The organism is Nostoc sp. (assembly GCF_036919555.1).
Taxonomy (GTDB): Bacteria; Cyanobacteriota; Cyanobacteriia; order Cyanobacteriales; family Nostocaceae; genus Nostoc.
This window is the reverse complement of sequence record NZ_JBALCS010000078.1, coordinates 1-15,899: the sequence shown is the minus strand read 5'-3', so window position 1 is coordinate 15,899 and position 15,899 is coordinate 1. Positions and strand designations below refer to the sequence as shown.

14 protein-coding genes and 2 pseudogenes are annotated in these 15,899 nt (G+C 41.1%); 9 read left to right on the top strand and 7 right to left on the bottom strand.

The genetic code is table 11. From position 1 onward, the window contains the following. Positions 1-7 precede the first annotated feature (7 nt). Positions 8-2,773 (bottom strand): DNA methyltransferase, encoded by a 2,766-nt coding sequence (locus tag V7K36_RS21215; protein ID WP_335118978.1) that lies wholly within the window; start codon positions 2,771-2,773, stop codon positions 8-10. 76 nt (positions 2,774-2,849) lie between these two features. Continuing rightward, positions 2,850-3,095 carry a hypothetical protein gene (locus V7K36_RS21210; protein WP_335118976.1) on the bottom strand — a complete coding sequence of 82 codons (246 nt, stop codon included), beginning with the start codon at positions 3,093-3,095 and terminating at the stop codon, positions 2,850-2,852. Positions 3,096-3,257: 162 nt separating this feature from the next. Between V7K36_RS21210 and V7K36_RS21205 the strand changes: the two genes are divergently transcribed. The 3 genes from V7K36_RS21205 (at position 3,258) to coaBC (ending at position 5,585) form a co-directional block, all read left to right on the top strand. After that, positions 3,258-3,863, top strand: a complete 606-nt coding sequence (locus tag V7K36_RS21205; RefSeq protein WP_442948498.1) for an alpha/beta hydrolase — start codon at positions 3,258-3,260, stop codon at positions 3,861-3,863. Between the two features lie 154 nt (positions 3,864-4,017). Then, the gene (isiD, locus tag V7K36_RS21200) at positions 4,018-4,230 is read left to right on the top strand and encodes a protein IsiD (protein ID WP_292761436.1); all 213 of its coding nucleotides are present in this window, start codon (positions 4,018-4,020) and stop codon (positions 4,228-4,230) included. Positions 4,231-4,322: 92 nt separating this feature from the next. After that, on the top strand, positions 4,323-5,585 hold the full coding sequence (gene coaBC, locus V7K36_RS21195) for a bifunctional phosphopantothenoylcysteine decarboxylase/phosphopantothenate--cysteine ligase CoaBC (protein WP_335118974.1): 1,263 nt from the start codon (positions 4,323-4,325) through the stop codon (positions 5,583-5,585). Positions 5,586-5,742: 157 nt separating this feature from the next. On the opposite strand, the gene V7K36_RS21190 is transcribed toward coaBC, so the two are convergent. Beyond that, complete coding sequence (locus V7K36_RS21190; protein ID WP_334824126.1) at positions 5,743-6,540, bottom strand: sulfite exporter TauE/SafE family protein; 798 nt, start codon at positions 6,538-6,540, stop codon at positions 5,743-5,745. 618 nt (positions 6,541-7,158) lie between these two features. Between V7K36_RS21190 and V7K36_RS34225 the strand changes: the two are divergent. The 5 genes and pseudogenes from V7K36_RS34225 to V7K36_RS21165 form a co-directional block, all read left to right on the top strand. After that, a pseudogene (locus V7K36_RS34225) lies at positions 7,159-7,362 on the top strand (NADH-dependent alcohol dehydrogenase); the annotation flags it as partial. Positions 7,363-7,572: 210 nt separating this feature from the next. Then, positions 7,573-8,193 carry a TetR/AcrR family transcriptional regulator gene (locus V7K36_RS21180; RefSeq protein ID WP_335118970.1) on the top strand — a complete coding sequence of 207 codons (621 nt, stop codon included), beginning with the start codon at positions 7,573-7,575 and terminating at the stop codon, positions 8,191-8,193. Further along, a pseudogene (locus V7K36_RS21175) lies at positions 8,193-8,554 on the top strand (acyl-CoA thioesterase). Before V7K36_RS21180 ends, V7K36_RS21175 begins: the two are co-directional and overlap by 1 nt. Before the next feature lie 67 nt (positions 8,555-8,621). After that, complete coding sequence (locus V7K36_RS21170; protein ID WP_335118968.1) at positions 8,622-9,287, top strand: glutathione S-transferase family protein; 666 nt, start codon at positions 8,622-8,624, stop codon at positions 9,285-9,287. A 3-nt stretch (positions 9,288-9,290) separates the two neighbouring features. Next, positions 9,291-9,422, top strand: a complete 132-nt coding sequence (locus tag V7K36_RS21165) for a hypothetical protein (RefSeq protein ID WP_335118966.1) — start codon at positions 9,291-9,293, stop codon at positions 9,420-9,422. 54 nt (positions 9,423-9,476) lie between these two features. Here the strand turns inward: V7K36_RS21165 and V7K36_RS21160 are convergent, their stop codons facing one another. After that, a complete protein-coding gene (locus V7K36_RS21160) occupies positions 9,477-10,244 on the bottom strand; it encodes a DsbA family protein (protein ID WP_335118965.1) in 768 nt (255 codons plus the stop codon). Positions 10,245-10,298: 54 nt separating this feature from the next. Beyond that, positions 10,299-11,180 carry a 4-hydroxybenzoate solanesyltransferase gene (locus V7K36_RS21155; protein ID WP_335119308.1) on the bottom strand — a complete coding sequence of 294 codons (882 nt, stop codon included), beginning with the start codon at positions 11,178-11,180 and terminating at the stop codon, positions 10,299-10,301. Positions 11,181-11,570: 390 nt separating this feature from the next. Here V7K36_RS21155 and V7K36_RS21150 point away from each other — a divergent pair, with 390 nt between their 5' ends. Beyond that, a complete protein-coding gene (locus V7K36_RS21150) occupies positions 11,571-13,226 on the top strand; it encodes a Ppx/GppA phosphatase family protein (RefSeq protein ID WP_335118963.1) in 1,656 nt (551 codons plus the stop codon). A 736-nt stretch (positions 13,227-13,962) separates the two neighbouring features. Here V7K36_RS21150 and V7K36_RS21145 read toward each other — a convergent pair. Both V7K36_RS21145 and V7K36_RS21140 read right to left on the bottom strand, forming a co-directional pair. Continuing rightward, entirely contained in the window at positions 13,963-14,286 is a 324-nt protein-coding gene (locus V7K36_RS21145; protein WP_335118961.1) for an Imm30 family immunity protein, read from the bottom strand. A gap of 108 nt (positions 14,287-14,394) precedes the next feature. Beyond that, on the bottom strand, positions 14,395-15,899 hold a 1,505-nt coding region (locus V7K36_RS21140), incomplete at its 5' end, for a tetratricopeptide repeat protein (RefSeq protein ID WP_335118959.1).

The following is a 15,899-nucleotide window of genomic DNA, read 5'->3' as shown; positions in this document are numbered from 1 at the left end:
TAGGTTTTTAAAATAGAATTCTGGTTTTATTATATAAACTATTGCAATTTCCCAAAAACGGTCTAAAAAATAATAAATGGTGTGTAGTTGTTAATCCTTTGTCACTAATTCCATGCTGCTCAAGCGCTTGGACATTTTCGCATACATCTGCAACTAATTCAAAATATGGCAATGCTATTTTTTTAAGTTGACTGACCATTTCTCCACGTTTCCCCGAACCTAAATGAAGGATTAACAAGCCTGTGGGTTTTAAAAATTCATGGCAGATTTTGAAAAAATCGAGGTAACAATTCATCGATTTAGTTTGCTGCCTATCTAGAAATGAAAGACTTGTTTTGTGAAAATCAGATTCACCCCAACCGCAAAACCAAAGCCGAAGCCAGTTGGGACGATCAAATCTCATACCTAGAAAAGGTGGGGATGTGATTATTGTATCAAAAGCCTCTTGGCATTTATTTGGTAAATCACGGAAGTCTCCATAATAGCCAACACCAGGCCGGAATATTTCGGGAAGTGGCGGCTGTAACGCTCGTTCGATTCTTTCCCAAACCTTATCCACTAAAGATTTGTAGACTGACTCACCTTTGGGATGAAGTGGAGTAATTGGATGTGATATTCGAGATAAAGCATAAGGTCGATTACCATGAAGTACGTGGAGAAGGGATGCCCATATAAATGCCTCAGGTTGGTTCTTTAGCCCATCCCGAATAAATATACGTCGTGCTTTTAAAATTTCCTCTAAAGTTTTGGGGTGATAGTAATCAGCTACAGTTGCATTGAGTCCAAATTTAGCTGCCGCATAGTCTTGGGAATTTAGACGAACAGATGCAAGATGGTACTCAATTTCCTGTAATGCTGTTTTTGCTTCTATTAAAGAAGGAGGGTTTACCTTAGCTGTGGCAATAGTTGATGCTAACGGACTTTTATCATTTGATACTGAAACTCGACCCATGAGGGCAGCTTCAAAAGCTACAGTTCCGACTCCTCCTAGAGGATCGAGAACACGACCACCTTCAGGAACGAATTCACGAATTAACCAATGCGCGATTGCTGGCTTCAATTTACCTTGATAAGAGCATAAGGAGTGTAAGTTGTGTCCCCAATTGCGGCTGCTATATGGAGCATCCTTGTACGGTAAATGTTGACCAAAATTAAGAATCTTGCTCTCAAGATTCTTAACTTCATTCGTAACAGCCATTGACACTGAAACCTGCACAGGTTTATGAAAAACAAGTTCAACTTGAACAAGATCAGACTTGTCTCTAGAGTATCTTCTAGCTAAAACGTGTTGGTGTTCCAATACAAATCCAACCGACTGAGCAATTTGAGCTAAAAGACGATCTGTTGGAACATGAACTCCATAAAACTTAGAATCGCCAATATCCAGAAAAAAGCGTCCTCCAGGAACTAACCCTCGATAAACTGCTGACAATACTTCTTGCATATCAGAGAAATACTGTCGTACCAAAAGCGGGATTCTTTTGTCTTTAGCACATTCATCAAGTTGGGAAGCTACATTCTCTACTGAGTCAAATATTTTATAATTAGATCGCAAACGAGATACGTTATTAATTCCAGCAGCAACAGCTTGCTTGCAAAAACTTGACAATTCTTTTTCCGAAGTTATGAACCCAAGTAAACACAGTTCTATTTTTGTATTTCTGAAATAATTAGTACCGTTTAAGTAGGGAGGAGAAGTGATTGCCATATCGAAAGAGTTGGCAAATTCTGAAGGTATTTTGCGGCAGTCAGCAGATATTTTAATGCTATCAGCCATTTGAACTGGGAGATACTCTATATCTTCAACCATGCGGCGTACTGTCTGACTTATAAAGGCGGACACATCGACTCGTCTTGTTTTGTATTCATCAGGTCTTCGTCGTCGGAGGTCTGCACGTCGAGTCATATTAGATGAGTTAACTGCATTTGCCGCACACGCAAGAAGAAGCAATGATTGTATCTGAATTACTTCTTCTGCCAAAGTATAAGCAAGGTTACGAGCTGCTAACAAGTGCCGAAGATGCTGTTCCTCAAAGAAATCTCGACCAGGAAAAGCAGCTTCAAAAGCATCCAAATCTACTTTTGCACCAAGTTCATTAAGCCATTTAGGTGTCATATACTGAAGGTATTTGGCTGTTACTTGATGCAGGGTTTCCAAATTATTTCTAGCCCAAGCTGCGGCTTTTACTTTCGTCTCGGCGACAAAGCACATGAAAGGATTGATTTCAGAATAAAAGGAAGAAATTCCTAAACACGAAGCAGCAAGTTGTGTTGTTCCAGCACCACCAAATGGATCATAAACCGTGCGCGGCGGTAAACCATTTCGCAATAATGTATCTCTTACATATGTTGCAGAAAATCCTTCAACATAGGGATACCAACCGTGAAGACCTTGATGATGACTTTCACGAAAGGTAACACCAACATCGCAATAACCCTCATAGTTCAGGGGTAACTCAAGTTGTATGTCTGTCTCTAGGGAATTTACATCTATCATTGTGCAATTATGATAGTGCTGCAAAAGTCCGTTGAGACAAGTATCACTAAAGCTAATGTCCCCTGTGGTTGCTTGCCTTTCTAAATCTTCAAGAAATGGATCTTGGAGCGCCAGCCGAAAGTCACGACTGGACAAGGATTGTATATATGCCAAGAACTGTTTTGTGAATTTAGGCTCGCTAGATTCCGTAGGGATAGTAATTGTAACTCTAGCTGACCTCCCGTTGCGGGTTCGCTCACGAGGAAAATAGATTGTCTTAAACACCTGATTTGGCATAAAGTCTAACTTACTTTATTTTGCGACCTTTCAAACAACAATGCGGAATATAGGTCTACATAGTCTATGCCAAAATCTAGTGCGGAAAAACCTTTACAGTATCACTGGCTATAGATAATTCAACCTTTCTACGTACAGGTAACGCCATATCAGTCATCGTCCGAGCATGGAGTTCTTTACCAGAGGAAGTTTGTAAACAATATTGGTACTCCCATCCTAAAAACCTTCGGGTGCGAACAACTACAGAAGCATGACTGACTGGCTTTAAGATAAAGTCTTTTTGGCGGATCATGATTTCACCACTATCATCAGTGTGATTCACTGTTAACTCAAAACTGCCGGTTTGTATTTTCCATAAATTCCTTGACGACGATCGCATTCTTTGGGCAAGCAACAAATGCCGCTAAATACTAAGTCTGCTTGAAGAGATAGGATCTATGTACAAAAGTAGAATTTTAGGAGTAAACCTCTGTCTTTACAAGCTATCACCGTTAAGAGAGCAAATTCTCAACCCCCCGCAGGCTTAATTGTCACTTTGCATGGTTGGGGTGCTAATGCTGAGGATGTAGCATCTTTGTTACCCTTGATCAACTTACCCGATTACGAGTTTGTATTGCCTAATGCACCTTTTCCTTATCCCTATTCCCCTGTGGGGAGGGCATGGTATGACCTGCGGGTGGAGAATATGTATGAAGGGTTGCCAGAAAGTCGCCAACTACTAATAGATTTTTTGCAATCTTTAGAAAGTAGCACTGGCGTACCTTTGTCACGCACCATTTTAAGTGGATTTTCTCAAGGCGGAGCAATGACTTTAGATGTCGGCTCAAAATTGCCCCTAGCAGGTTTAGTTGTCATGAGCGGGTATTTACATCCAGACGCAATAACAGCAGGTAAAAGTGGGATTCCGCCGACTTTAATTACCCACGGTAGATATGATGAAGTTGTGCCCCTGCAAGCCGCTTTGAAGGCACGAGAAACTCTCAAATCTCTAGGAGTGGCGCTAGAATACCACGAATTTGACATGGGGCATGAAATAAATCCACAAACGTTAGAGGTGCTACGGAATTTCGTTGTAAATACAATTGGCTAGTCAGCATTACGAATTTTTTATAAATTCTGGTACAAATTCTGACAATTTTTACGATATTAATGGCCTCTAATGAGTAATATATATTGGGTGGCTGCGTTCAGCGCAACTTAACCCATGCTGAAGGCGAGTGCTGCATAAGGGAGGGGCAAGCATTATGACAACTCTAAGCATTTCCCAAAAAGAAATTGCTGCCATGACTGCGGCAGAAGTAGAAGAACTGGCTACACGTCTGGAACTGGATAATTATAGCAATGCTTTTGAGGGTTTAAATGATTGGCATCTATTGCGAGCGATCGCATTTCAGCGTCCAGAGTTAGTTGAACCCTATATCTACCTCTTAGACTTGGAACCCTACGATGAAGCGTAGCAATTTTAGATTTTAGATTTTAGATTGGGTCAACTGGCTACAATCAGAGATTATCAGGGTTAATGTATTACTTGCTTAATCCGAAAGTACCAATGCAATCTCCCTTAAATCCAAAATCGAAAAGCGTTCGACTGAGCGCTCACGCCGAAGTCCAAAATCTAAAATTGAACAGGGTTCTAATTGGTGTAGGTGGCGGTATCGCCGCCTACAAAATCTGTGAATTGGTTTCGACGCTGTTTAAAACTGGGGTGGAAGTCCGAGTCATCCTCACCCGTTCGGCGCAAGAATTTATCACGCCTCTGACTTTAGCAACCCTATCTCGTCATCCCGCCTACACAGATGATGATTTTTGGCAACCAACTCACTCTCGTCCGTTGCATATTGAATTGGGTGAATGGGCAAATGTCATGGTAATTGCCCCCTTGACAGCTAATACATTAGCAAAGTTAGCCTACGGGATGGCTGATAATTTGCTGACAAATACCGTGCTGGCTTCTACTTGTCCTGTGCTGTTAGCACCCGCAATGAATACAGATATGTGGGAACAGCTATCAGTGCAGCGAAATTGGCAACAGCTATTGACAGATAGCCGATATCATGGAATGAGTACAGCATCAGGTTTATTAGCGTGCGATCGCATCGGTGCTGGTAGATTAACAGAACCTCCAGAAATTTTGGCTCACATCCAATCGTTGTTACACACTCAAGGCAAACGAGATTTACTAGGTAAACGAGTGTTAATTAGTGCTGGGGGAACGCGAGAGTATCTTGACCCAGTGAGGTTTATTGGTAATCCTTCAACAGGTAAAATGGGATTGGCTTTAGCACAAGCTGCACTTCACCGAGGCGCAAGTGTCACCCTGGTACATGGGACAGCGAATTGGAACGTACCATTGGGAGTGCAAGCAATTCCCGTTGTTAGTGCCGAACAAATGCAGCATGTCATGGTGGAATGTTTACCCAACGCTGATCTAATTGTCATGTCAGCAGCCGTAGCAGATGTCAAACCAAGAGATTATAGTACAGAGAAATTGCCCAAGCGATCGCTTCCCCAAGCTTTACCCCTAGAACCAATACCAGATATCGTCGCCCAATTAGCACAACATAAACAGCCCCATCAGCTTTTAATTGGCTTTGCTGCACAAACTGGGGATATTGTCAATCCTGCATTAGAAAAATTACAGAATAAAAAACTAGATGCTATTGTTGCTAATCCCATCGATCAACCTAATAGTGGTTTTGGGAGTGACAATAATCAAGCGATATTTTTAGATAGTCAAGGAAATCAGCTAACGATCGCACCTTGTTCTAAATTAGAAATGGCGCATCAATTATTTGATTTTGTTCTATTTTGACCAAGCAAATTAGGTCGTCTATATATTGAAGCTGCTTGTGTCCATACTGTTTTGGATAAAGCTCGATATTCTCTTGGTTGCTTTTCGTTGGCAGTTAAAGGTTTTTCACCAATCAGAAAACTGTCAAAAAGCTTCTACTACAAAGTAAGACTTGGTGTCAAACCTGATGAACTAATTTCCAACTTACCATCATCAAGATGGCGTAAATGATAAACCGTAGTGGGCGTTGTGGAGCTACCTGGCAGACTTTAGCGCCTAGTAACACCCCTGGCACAGAGCCTAGCCATATAGGCAGTACCAGACTCCAATCAACTGTTCCCAGGCTGAGATGACCAAGGGCTGTAAACAGCAGTAAAATTGCTGCGTGTGAAATATCTGTACCCACTAACTTCCGTGCATCAAGGCGAAAAAACCCAATCAGCACTAGGGCAAACATTGAACCTGAAGAGACGCTGCTTAGACCAACGAAACAACCTAAAATTGCTCCCAAAGTGATTGTTAGGAAGCGACCAAAGTTAGTTTCTAAATCTAACTTTGGCAGTTCGGGTAAATTAAATTTGGGGAAAAAAGTCAATAACAACAATTGCACTAGTGCTAACACCGTGACTAGCAAAATCATTCCGCCAAGCAAACGGAGCAAGATGTTATCCAGATTATACTCACCTGTACGTTTAAGGAAGTGCAAAATCCCTACCCCAAACAGTGAGCCTGGAACACTCCCGAATGCCAGCCATTTGACAACTTCTGTGTCAAGAGTTTTCTGTTCCCAATGTTTGACGCTACCAACAATCTTCATCAATGTGGCAGCCACAACATCAGAACTCACAGCAATAGAAGGCGGAACCTGAAAAACAAAAATCAACATTGGGGTGATCAGAGAGGCCCCGCCAATTCCTGTCAAACCAACGATGATGCCAACAAAAAAGCTTAAGAGCGGTAGTAATAAATAGTGCATACTCTTCGGGTGTTTCAACAATGAATTATCAGCTATCAGTTATCAGAGTCCTGTTGAGTCTCCCACTTCTATAAGTGAGCAGCGTCGGTTAGGGTTTAAATCCCCAAACGAAGCCTTAATAACTGTTCTGACTTAACTACGAGCAGCTAGAACCGAAAGTTAGCTAAAGCTTCACTGCTAGAGAGCAGCAGCCAAACTATAGCCCAGTCGTAGACGGAGCTAGTGATGCCAAGTTATTGTGTTTCTCAAGGGATGAGTGACACAAAGGTTATCCAGCTAAAGGTTAGGGCAGAGGATTCCTGGACAACTTAAAACATCTCTGGAAGTTTTTGAAAGCATGACAAACTGGCATTTAGCTGAAACAGACTTTGATAACTGCTTATGAGTCAGTTACTCTGCTAAACTCAACTTCTAACTGGTTTTTCTGCGGTTTTACATATAAAAGCACGTAAGGCGATGCACTTACCGTATTTTACTTGTAAGCATGATCAAACGTCCAGCGTATTCGCGTTGTATATCGTTAGATTATCTGGATAATGCATCGCAGCCGGTTAAACTTCTGAGGACTGGTTGCTAAAAAAATTACCTCAAAGTTAATAACCATAGGGATAATTGAATGTGCTACCTAACACCCTGACAATTAAAGGCGATCGCAAATAGCAAAAACTCTAAGAGTCTGCCCAGCGAGTTTGGGGGATTATGGATGGTAGTGAGGAAGCACTGGTTACTGAAGCGATCGCTAAAACTCGCAATTTTTTCGAGTCCGTCGGTGTATGCACTCGCTTGTCTGACTACGGTATTGGACTAAATACCATTCCTGTGAGGAGTGGGAAAAGTTTTACCAATGCTTACTTCAGAACTCGGTGCTGAAAAATGCTTGACTCGCAAGCATCTATCATGCTAAAAATAATCAAACCGTTCGGTCGGTAATATTATTTTTAGCAATTTTTAATTCAATAAACTACACCACTCCCTACTCCTAACAGACGCGATTAATCGCGTCTCTACTCCCTACTCTAATAAATCGCTGTAATGTCCAAAGGCGAAGAAACAAAAAGCAGAATTCTCCACCAAGCAGCCGAACTGTTTAACCAAAAGGGGTATGCAGGCTCATCAATGTCAGACATCATGCGTGTTACTGGATTGCAGAAAGGAGGAATTTACAATCATTTCCAAAGCAAAGATGATCTGGCGCTACAGGCTTTTGACTTTGCGATCGCTCGCATCAAACAGCATACTAGATTTGTATTACGAAGCAAACGCCACGCAGTAGAACGCCTGCAAGCAATCATTGGCGTATTTAGTAGCTTCGCAGAAAATCCACCTATCAAGGGAGGGTGTCCACTGCTGAATACTGCTGTGGAGAGCGATGATGCTCATCCGGCGTTGCGAGAACGTACTCAACAGGCGATGAACTCTTGGCTGTATCTGATTCGTCGAATTATTGAAACAGGAATTGAAAAGGGTGAAATTCGCTCGGAAGTGAGTGCTGATGAAATCGCTACCATCATAATTGCAACGCTGGAAGGAGCGATAATGATGAGCAAGCTTTATGGAGATTCAATTCATATGCACAGGGTAATTAAGCACCTGAATCAATACTTTGAAACTCACCTTAGAATGTATGGCACAAATCAAGATATAGAGAAATAATGCTAGTAAATAATAATTTGCACAGACCATTAGAAGTAATATTAACAATTCCTGTAAAAACATACGACATTGACTTTATGGGAATCGTAAGCAATATTGTGTATATCAGATGGCTAGAGGATTTACGTTTAAAGTTTTTAGATGAACATTGGCAACTCAATCAACAAATTGAGCAAGGATATACACCGATTCTAGCTGGAACGGAAATGTGCAAGCTGAAATTTTATCTAACAATGAGTTAGCAGCAGTGGCTAGCCAAAAAGGTGCTTTTATTAGTTTACACAATGGTCGTCCCATGAGAATTCCAGAAGAATTGCAAAATAAATATTTCCAGTGTCAGCAAGTGACTCAGGACATTTGAATTTGATAAAAGCTGAAATTTTTTAACTACTTTCAGACTGAACGGTTTTATTTATTAAGGATTCAATATGCTGAAATTTTACTACAATCCGCTCTCGCCAAATGCTCGTCGTGTGTGGCTCACCTTACTGGAAAAGGAGATACCCTTTGAATCAGTTTTGGTGAATTTGGATGGCGATCAATTACAACCAGAGTTTTTGACAATTAACCCCTTCCATCACATTCCGGTTGTGGTGGATCAGGGTTTTCGAGTTGTAGAATCACTGGCAATTATGGACTATTTAGAAAGTAAATATCCTACACTTGTAATGCTACCTTCTGAGCCTCAGGCGTTAGCAAAGGTGAGGATAGTACAATTAGTCACTGCTAATGAATTATTTCCACAAGTGATTTCACTAATTTATGAAAGAGAAGATTCACCACAAGCTGCACAAGCAAAGCAGCATATAGATAAGGTGCTGAAATTTTTTACACAAGTGCTTGGCGATCGCAGTTTTTTTGGTAGTCACCAGTTAACTTTAGCAGATATCGTTGCAGGAATAGGTGTACTTTCATTACCTAATTTAGGTGTTAATCTCCGTGATTACCCCAGGCTAAATGAATGGTCTGAGCGCTTAATGCAACGTCCAGCATGGCAGAAAACCAAAATGAGCAGCGAAGAATTTGAAGCATTTAAAGGACGAGTTAGAGCTTTAGTGAGGTTGCGTAGGTATCAAGCCAATAAGAAAAAATAGCCAGTGATTAGCGACTTGTTGCGTATTGAGGCGGGATATCAAGAAGTAATTGCGATCGCTAACCAATCAAGTACACCTATAGAAATCTCCAAAATTGGTATCACCACTGAAGTTGTCATATCTTTAATAATATGAGGAGTGAGGAAAATTTCTTCTGATCACTCCTGATAAGCTACTCATTACACCAATTTACTTAGCACCAGTCAATATACTTTCGATATCTGCTAACTGCACCACTCCTGAAAAAGTTGGACTATTAATTACAAAGAAAGGTGTACCAGAAACAGCCAATTTTTCAGCTAGCTGGATATCTTTCTTAATTGCGGAAGTGGCAAGAGTCAGGTCGCGTTTAAATTTACCCAAGTCCAGATTCAGTTTTTTAGCAATATCTAAATATAACGCCTGACCCAGTTGCTTTTGATTAGTAAATAGCGCATCATGATATTCCCAAAATTTGCTCTGCTGATGTGCCGCCCAAGCTGCTGTCGCAGCTGGCAATGCTTCAGCATGAATTGAAGTCAGGGGGAAATTCTTGTAAACTAATCTCAGTTTATCTGGATATTTTACTAACAATTGTTTCAAGGTTTTATGCGCTTCAGCACAATAGGGACATTGAAAATCTGAAAATTCTATTAGCAAAGTTTTTGATTGAGTTGAACCTGTGGTGGGAGACTCACCAATCACTGTTTGAGGATTCGTTTTTAAATCCTGTAAAAATGCTTGCTGTACTTGGTTTACTTTCTGTTGTTGTTGCTGCTGATAGGCTTGAACAGACTCAATAATTACCTCTGGGTGTTCCCGGATAATTTGTAATACTTGCTGTTCCAACTGCGGATCAATCTTGCTGGCAGCTTGTGCAGGAAATGACCAGGTGACAATCAAACATAGCAAACCTATTGCTGTCCAAGTACGCAGATATTGAAATAAGGGACTAAAACAATCAAAGAATGTACCCATACAAAAATTATTAAATACTTCTTCAAGGGGATTCTATACATTACTTTTTACTTGTTAAAAAGATCCAAGAATCATCCCCGCAAGTAAAATAAAACCAATCCACACGTTTTGCCGGAACATCTCACCATAAACAGGATTAGGTAAGTCTTGCTTTCTTAATCGCAGAGACTGCCAAACCCATCCAATAGTAGCAACTGCAAGGCTAATCCAGAAGGCTAAGTGCAGATGTATGAGTATACCTAAGCAAGCCAATAACAAGATTGTGCCAGCAAAAAAAATTCCAATAGCTACAGGGGCATAATCACCAAAGAATAAGGCGCTAGAATTAACACCAATGCGGCGATCGTCTTCCTTGTCACTCATAGCATAAACTGTATCAAATCCCAATGTCCACAATACAGTCGCGCCCCAAAGTAACCAAGTTGGTTGGGAGATAGTTTGTGTGACTGCACTCCAGCTAATCAATACGCCAAACCCCCAAGCGATGGAAAGCACCAGTTGCGGTACGGGAAACACCCGCTTTGCACCTGGATAAAGCAGAATTACAGGTACTGCTGCCACACATAACCAAAAACTCAGGGGATTAAGATAAAAGGCCAGGACTGCTGCACATACTAGCGATACGATCGCAACTACAATCCCAACTTTCACAGACAGGGCGCGAGAAGCGAGAGGGCGATCGCGTGTTCTCTCCACTTTTGGATCAATATCCCGATCCCACAAATCATTGACAACACACCCAGCCGCGCTCGTGGCCAGAGTACCCAATATAATCACACCAACCAGAGCTAAAGGCGGTTTCCCAGAAGCTGCCAAAAACACAGCCCAAAGGGCAGGAATCATTAAAATTAACCGTCCTTCTGGTTTATGCCAGCGCAAAAGCCGGATAATCACAAGCCAAATTGGTGACTGGGGGCGTTCTGGTGTCGTTAACATAGGATTGGGCATGGGGTATGGGGCATTGGGCATTGGGTATGGGGCGTGGGGCATTGGGAATTAGTTATTTCTCCCCTTACTTCTTTGCTCCTATGCTCAATGCCCTATTCCCTAATTCACACATCTTTACATCTATAGAATAACTTTATTTGTTATTTGTAAAAACATAACCTCAAGTGGCAACTTTAAATACCTTTAAATAGTCACTAGGTTAGAAACAGCAGGGTGAATATACTTAGCTCAGTTACCCTTGACCAAAGATGAAGAGTGCTGAGTATTTTTTAATTTACTCACCACTTAATCTGAGCAAGTATGTTGCAAAAAATATCAGTGCCAGCTACCCCGACATACCACCGTTTGCCATCATTTCTTATAAAGAGAGAAAACTAGATGCTGAATTTAGTAGCTTCGGCTAGCTGGGAGAGTGTTCCAACTCAACCACTTAAGCAACATCGGATTATTGCTGCCATTGATCTGGGAACAAATTCTCTACACATGGTAGTAGTCAAAATTGACCCCACACTACCAGCTTTTAGCATTATCGCTAGAGAAAAAGAAACCGTAAGACTTGGCGATCGCAATCTTACTACAGGGGAACTCAAACCGGAGATAATTCAAAAGGCGATCGCTGCTTTAGGACGCTTCCAAAAAGTTGCCAAAACGATCAACGCTGAAACAATCATTGCTGTGGCAACTAGTGCTGTGCGGGAAGCCCCCAATGGTAAAGATTTTTTGCACAGGGTAGAAGCGGAGTTGGGTTTAAGCGTTGACTTGATTTCTGGTCAAGAAGAAGCGCGACGAATCTATCTTGGCGTGCTGTCGGGGATGGAATTTCACAACCAGCCCCATACCATTGTTGATATTGGTGGTGGTTCCACAGAATTGATTTTGGGTGATAGTAACGAACCGCGTAGTCTCACTAGTACCAAAGTCGGTGCAGTGCGACTCACTAGCGAGTTAATCACCACTGACCCCATTAGCAACACTGAGTTTCAGCAGCTGCAAGCCTATGCACGCGGGATGTTAGAACGTTCCGTGGATGAGGTACTAGCAAACCTGCAAGCTGGGGAATCTCCCCGTTTAGTGGGTACATCTGGCACAATTGAAACCCTGGCGATGATTCATGCACGGGAAAAGTCGGGTGTTATTCCTTCCACTCTCAATGGCTACCAGTTCAGTCTTAAAGACTTGCAAGAGTTGGTAAATCGCTTGCGGAAACTGAGTAACTCCGAAACGGCTGCCATACCTGGGATGCCAGATAAGCGGGCCGAAGTTATACTGGCTGGCGCAGTAATATTACAGGAAGTAATGACCCTCTTGGGTAGTGAATCGGTAACGGTTTGTGAGCGTTCTCTGAGGGAAGGCGTAATCGTAGACTGGATGCTAACCCACGGTTTAATTGAAGATAAGCTACGCTACCAAAGTTCAGTTCGGGAAAGGAATGTTCTAAAACTCGCTAATAAGTACCACGTTAATTTAGAATATAGCGATCGCGTCGCAAAATTTGCCGAGAGTTTATTTGATCAAACTCAAGGTACCCTACACCACTGGGGATCTGACGAGCGACAACTGCTGTGGGCAGCTGCAATATTACACAATTCCGGTCATTATGTCAGTCATTCGTCTCACCACAAGCACTCTTACTATCTAATTCGCAATGGTGAATTACTCGGTTATACAGAAACCGAGATTGAAATCATTGCCAATTTAGCGCGTTATCATCGCAAATCGCCGCCCAAGAAAAAACATGAAAATTACCAGAGTTTGCTGACTAAACACCAGCGCCAAATGGTCAGTCAATTGAGTGCGATTTTAAGATTAGCAGTGGCATTAGATAGACGACAAATTGGTGCGATCGCTCAAGTGCAATGTGAGTATTATCCACAATTTCAGCAGGTAAACTTGCTAATTTTTCCATCTCAATCTGATGATGATTGTGCTTTAGAACTCTGGAGTTTAGATTATAAAAAAGGAGTATTTGAGGAAGAATTTGGAGTGAAATTAGTAGCGACTTTAGAAAAGTCCAGCGTTGCTAACTTCTTCTAGAAACAAGTAACTAGGGTGCGTTAATGCTGTGTAACGCACCTGCTGAATAAAGTGCAAGCGCACATATATGCGCCACTACAAATTATCTGTGATTTATACCTATGCTTTCAAAATTCAAGTTAAATTCTTATATATCTATACTTTTTCATCCTACTTAAGGATGAATTGATAAACTATCCAAAGAAGGTAGTTTAAAAACAAAAATTAGAATTATAATTAGAGCATCGTTAATAGTCTATTTAATAATAGGTTATGTTGCTATTGGATATCTAAGCTGGGAAAACTTAGATATCCTTATATAAAATTTCACTAAAGCAGGCTAAATAGCTCAGTTTTCTGAACTGGAGAATACTCCGGCTTCAGCATATAGCTTGCATATATTGATTGTGAGAATTCCTCAGCTTTGAAAGCTATGATCGATATCAAAGCTTAAGCTAAATAATCTAATGAATTTATCAGTGACAACTTCCCCTACTAAAATTGTACCTAAGTTAAGTTACGATGTGCTGATTGAGACTCGATAACATGGTAGGGTTAGTGCAACAGTGGTAGGCTTACCAGATATTAAAAGCTCTGGTGCTACAAAAGAAGAAGCGCTAGAGAAACTAATTCAACTTTTATAAGAGCGAAAATCAGAAATAGTGACTTTGGAAATTGAACCTCCCCAAACCGAAAATTCTTGGATGAAATTTGCGGGAATGCACAAAGATAACCCTCTTTTTGCTGAGGTACTGGACTACATAAAAGCTGAATCATCATTTAAAATCCTGTCATGAATGATTTTTGTCCATTCAGGTGCATTGATCATTAATTGGGGTACAACTTTAATAAAAGCCGCAATTTGTTCTTCTATATCAAAAGATTCGAGAAAATCAATTAAGCTGAACATCACTTCTGGCTGTTGACATTGACCATCTAAAATAAGATGATATGCAGATAAATTTTGCTGTTCAGGATTATTAGCTATTTCAGCTAAAGCATTTTCAAAGTCGGTAACTTGCTGTTGAGTTTGCATCAAGCGATTTTGTCTTAAAATTGCCAATAGATTGTTTTGATTCATGGGTTTCAACCTACATTATCAAAAATACCTTGCCAAGTTAATCTATTCAGGTTAATTAAACCTTGCAAACTTCTCTTGATTTCTTTATTGTACAAACCTTGACAATGGTTACGTTGGTGATTTATCTGGCTGTTGTTGAATATCTTTGAGGATTTCCTTAGCTTCTTCGTTTCCTAAGCTTGCAGCTTTGCGTAAATCTTCCATTCCTTGAGACTGGTTCCCATTCATAATATGATTAGCACCCCGTAAAAAGTAGGCTTTGTCATTATTGGGATTTATCTTAACTGCTTTGTTACAGTCATCTACTGCGTCACTATAATCTTTCAATTTAAAATAGGCTGAACAACGTAAAAAGTACGCTTCGTCATTATTGGGATTTATCTTAACTGCTTCGCTACAGTCATTTACGGCTTTACTATAATCTTTCAATTTAAAATGCGCTGAACAACGCTTCACGTAGTCTTTTTCAACGTTGGAATTTATCTTAACTGCTTTGTTACAGTCATCTACTCCGTTACTATCATCTTTGAATTTAAAAGAGGCTGAACAAGGGTTCACATAGTTTTTAAAAATGGGAATTTTTGGAGAATTCAAATTGTTAGTAAAAATAATCACTGAAGCTGCTAAACTAATCAGTGAAGCTCCTGCTATTAAACTAAGAGCAATCTTTTTATAAGGGATAATTGGTCGTTTTATGGAGGCTTGCGTAGAGTTGGGATCAATATGCAAAGCTTGATTGCAATCGTCTATTACTCCCTGTTTGTCCAATGCAGAACGTGCAAGCCCCATGCTGTACACGGCATGAGCATGGTTAGGATCAATCTTGAGAGCTTGGTTGTAATCATCTATCGCTCCTTGGTTGTCTCCCAACTTATAACGTGCAAGCCCCCGGTTGCTGTAGGCATTGGCATGGTTAGGATTAATACGCAAAGCTAGGTTGTAATCATCTATTGCCCCCTGGTTGTCTCCCAAATCAGAATGGGCATTTCCCCGATTGCTGTAGGCATTGGCATCGTTAGGATTAATCTTGAGAGCTAGGTTGTAATCGTCTATTGCTCCCTGTTTGTCTCCCAAGTTATGACGTGCAGATCCCCGGTTAATGTAGGCATTGGCATCGTTACGATTAATCTTGAGAGCTTGGTTGTAATCATCTATCGCTCCTTGGTTGTCTCCCAACTTATAACGTGCAGCTCCCCGGTTACTGTAGGCATTGGCATGGTTAGGATTAATCTTGAGAGCTTGGTTGTAATCATCTATCGCCTCTTGGTTGTCTCCCAAGTTATAACGTGCAAGCCCCCGGTTGCTGTAGGCATTGGCATGGTTAGGATTAATACGCAAAGCTTGGTTGTAATCATCTATTGCCCCCTGCTTGTCTCCCAAATCAGAATGGGCATTTCCCCGATTGATGTAGGCATCGGCATGGTTAGGATTAATACGCAAAGCTTGGTTGTAATCATCTATCGCCCCTTGCTTGTCTCCCAAGTTATAACGTGCAGATGCCCGGTTACTGTAGGCATCGGCATGGTTAGGATTAATACGCAAAGCTTGGTTGTAATCATCTATTGCCCCCTGCTTGTCTCCCAAATCAGAATGGGCATTTCCCCGATTGATGT

What these genes read in the sequence shown, in the direction of transcription:
- V7K36_RS21215 (WP_335118978.1), bottom strand. Translation starts at nt 2,773, where the DNA reads ATGCCAAATCAGGTGTTTAAGACAATCTATTTTCCTCGTGAGCGAACC.
- isiD (WP_292761436.1), top strand. Translation starts at nt 4,018, where the DNA reads ATGACAACTCTAAGCATTTCCCAAAAAGAAATTGCTGCCATGACTGCG.
- coaBC (WP_335118974.1), top strand. Translation starts at nt 4,323, where the DNA reads ATGCAATCTCCCTTAAATCCAAAATCGAAAAGCGTTCGACTGAGCGCT.
- V7K36_RS21190 (WP_334824126.1), bottom strand. Translation starts at nt 6,540, where the DNA reads ATGCACTATTTATTACTACCGCTCTTAAGCTTTTTTGTTGGCATCATC.
- V7K36_RS21180 (WP_335118970.1), top strand. Translation starts at nt 7,573, where the DNA reads ATGTCCAAAGGCGAAGAAACAAAAAGCAGAATTCTCCACCAAGCAGCC.
- V7K36_RS21170 (WP_335118968.1), top strand. Translation starts at nt 8,622, where the DNA reads ATGCTGAAATTTTACTACAATCCGCTCTCGCCAAATGCTCGTCGTGTG.
- V7K36_RS21160 (WP_335118965.1), bottom strand. Translation starts at nt 10,244, where the DNA reads ATGGGTACATTCTTTGATTGTTTTAGTCCCTTATTTCAATATCTGCGT.
- V7K36_RS21155 (WP_335119308.1), bottom strand. Translation starts at nt 11,180, where the DNA reads ATGTTAACGACACCAGAACGCCCCCAGTCACCAATTTGGCTTGTGATT.
- V7K36_RS21150 (WP_335118963.1), top strand. Translation starts at nt 11,571, where the DNA reads ATGCTGAATTTAGTAGCTTCGGCTAGCTGGGAGAGTGTTCCAACTCAA.
- V7K36_RS21145 (WP_335118961.1), bottom strand. Translation starts at nt 14,286, where the DNA reads ATGAATCAAAACAATCTATTGGCAATTTTAAGACAAAATCGCTTGATG.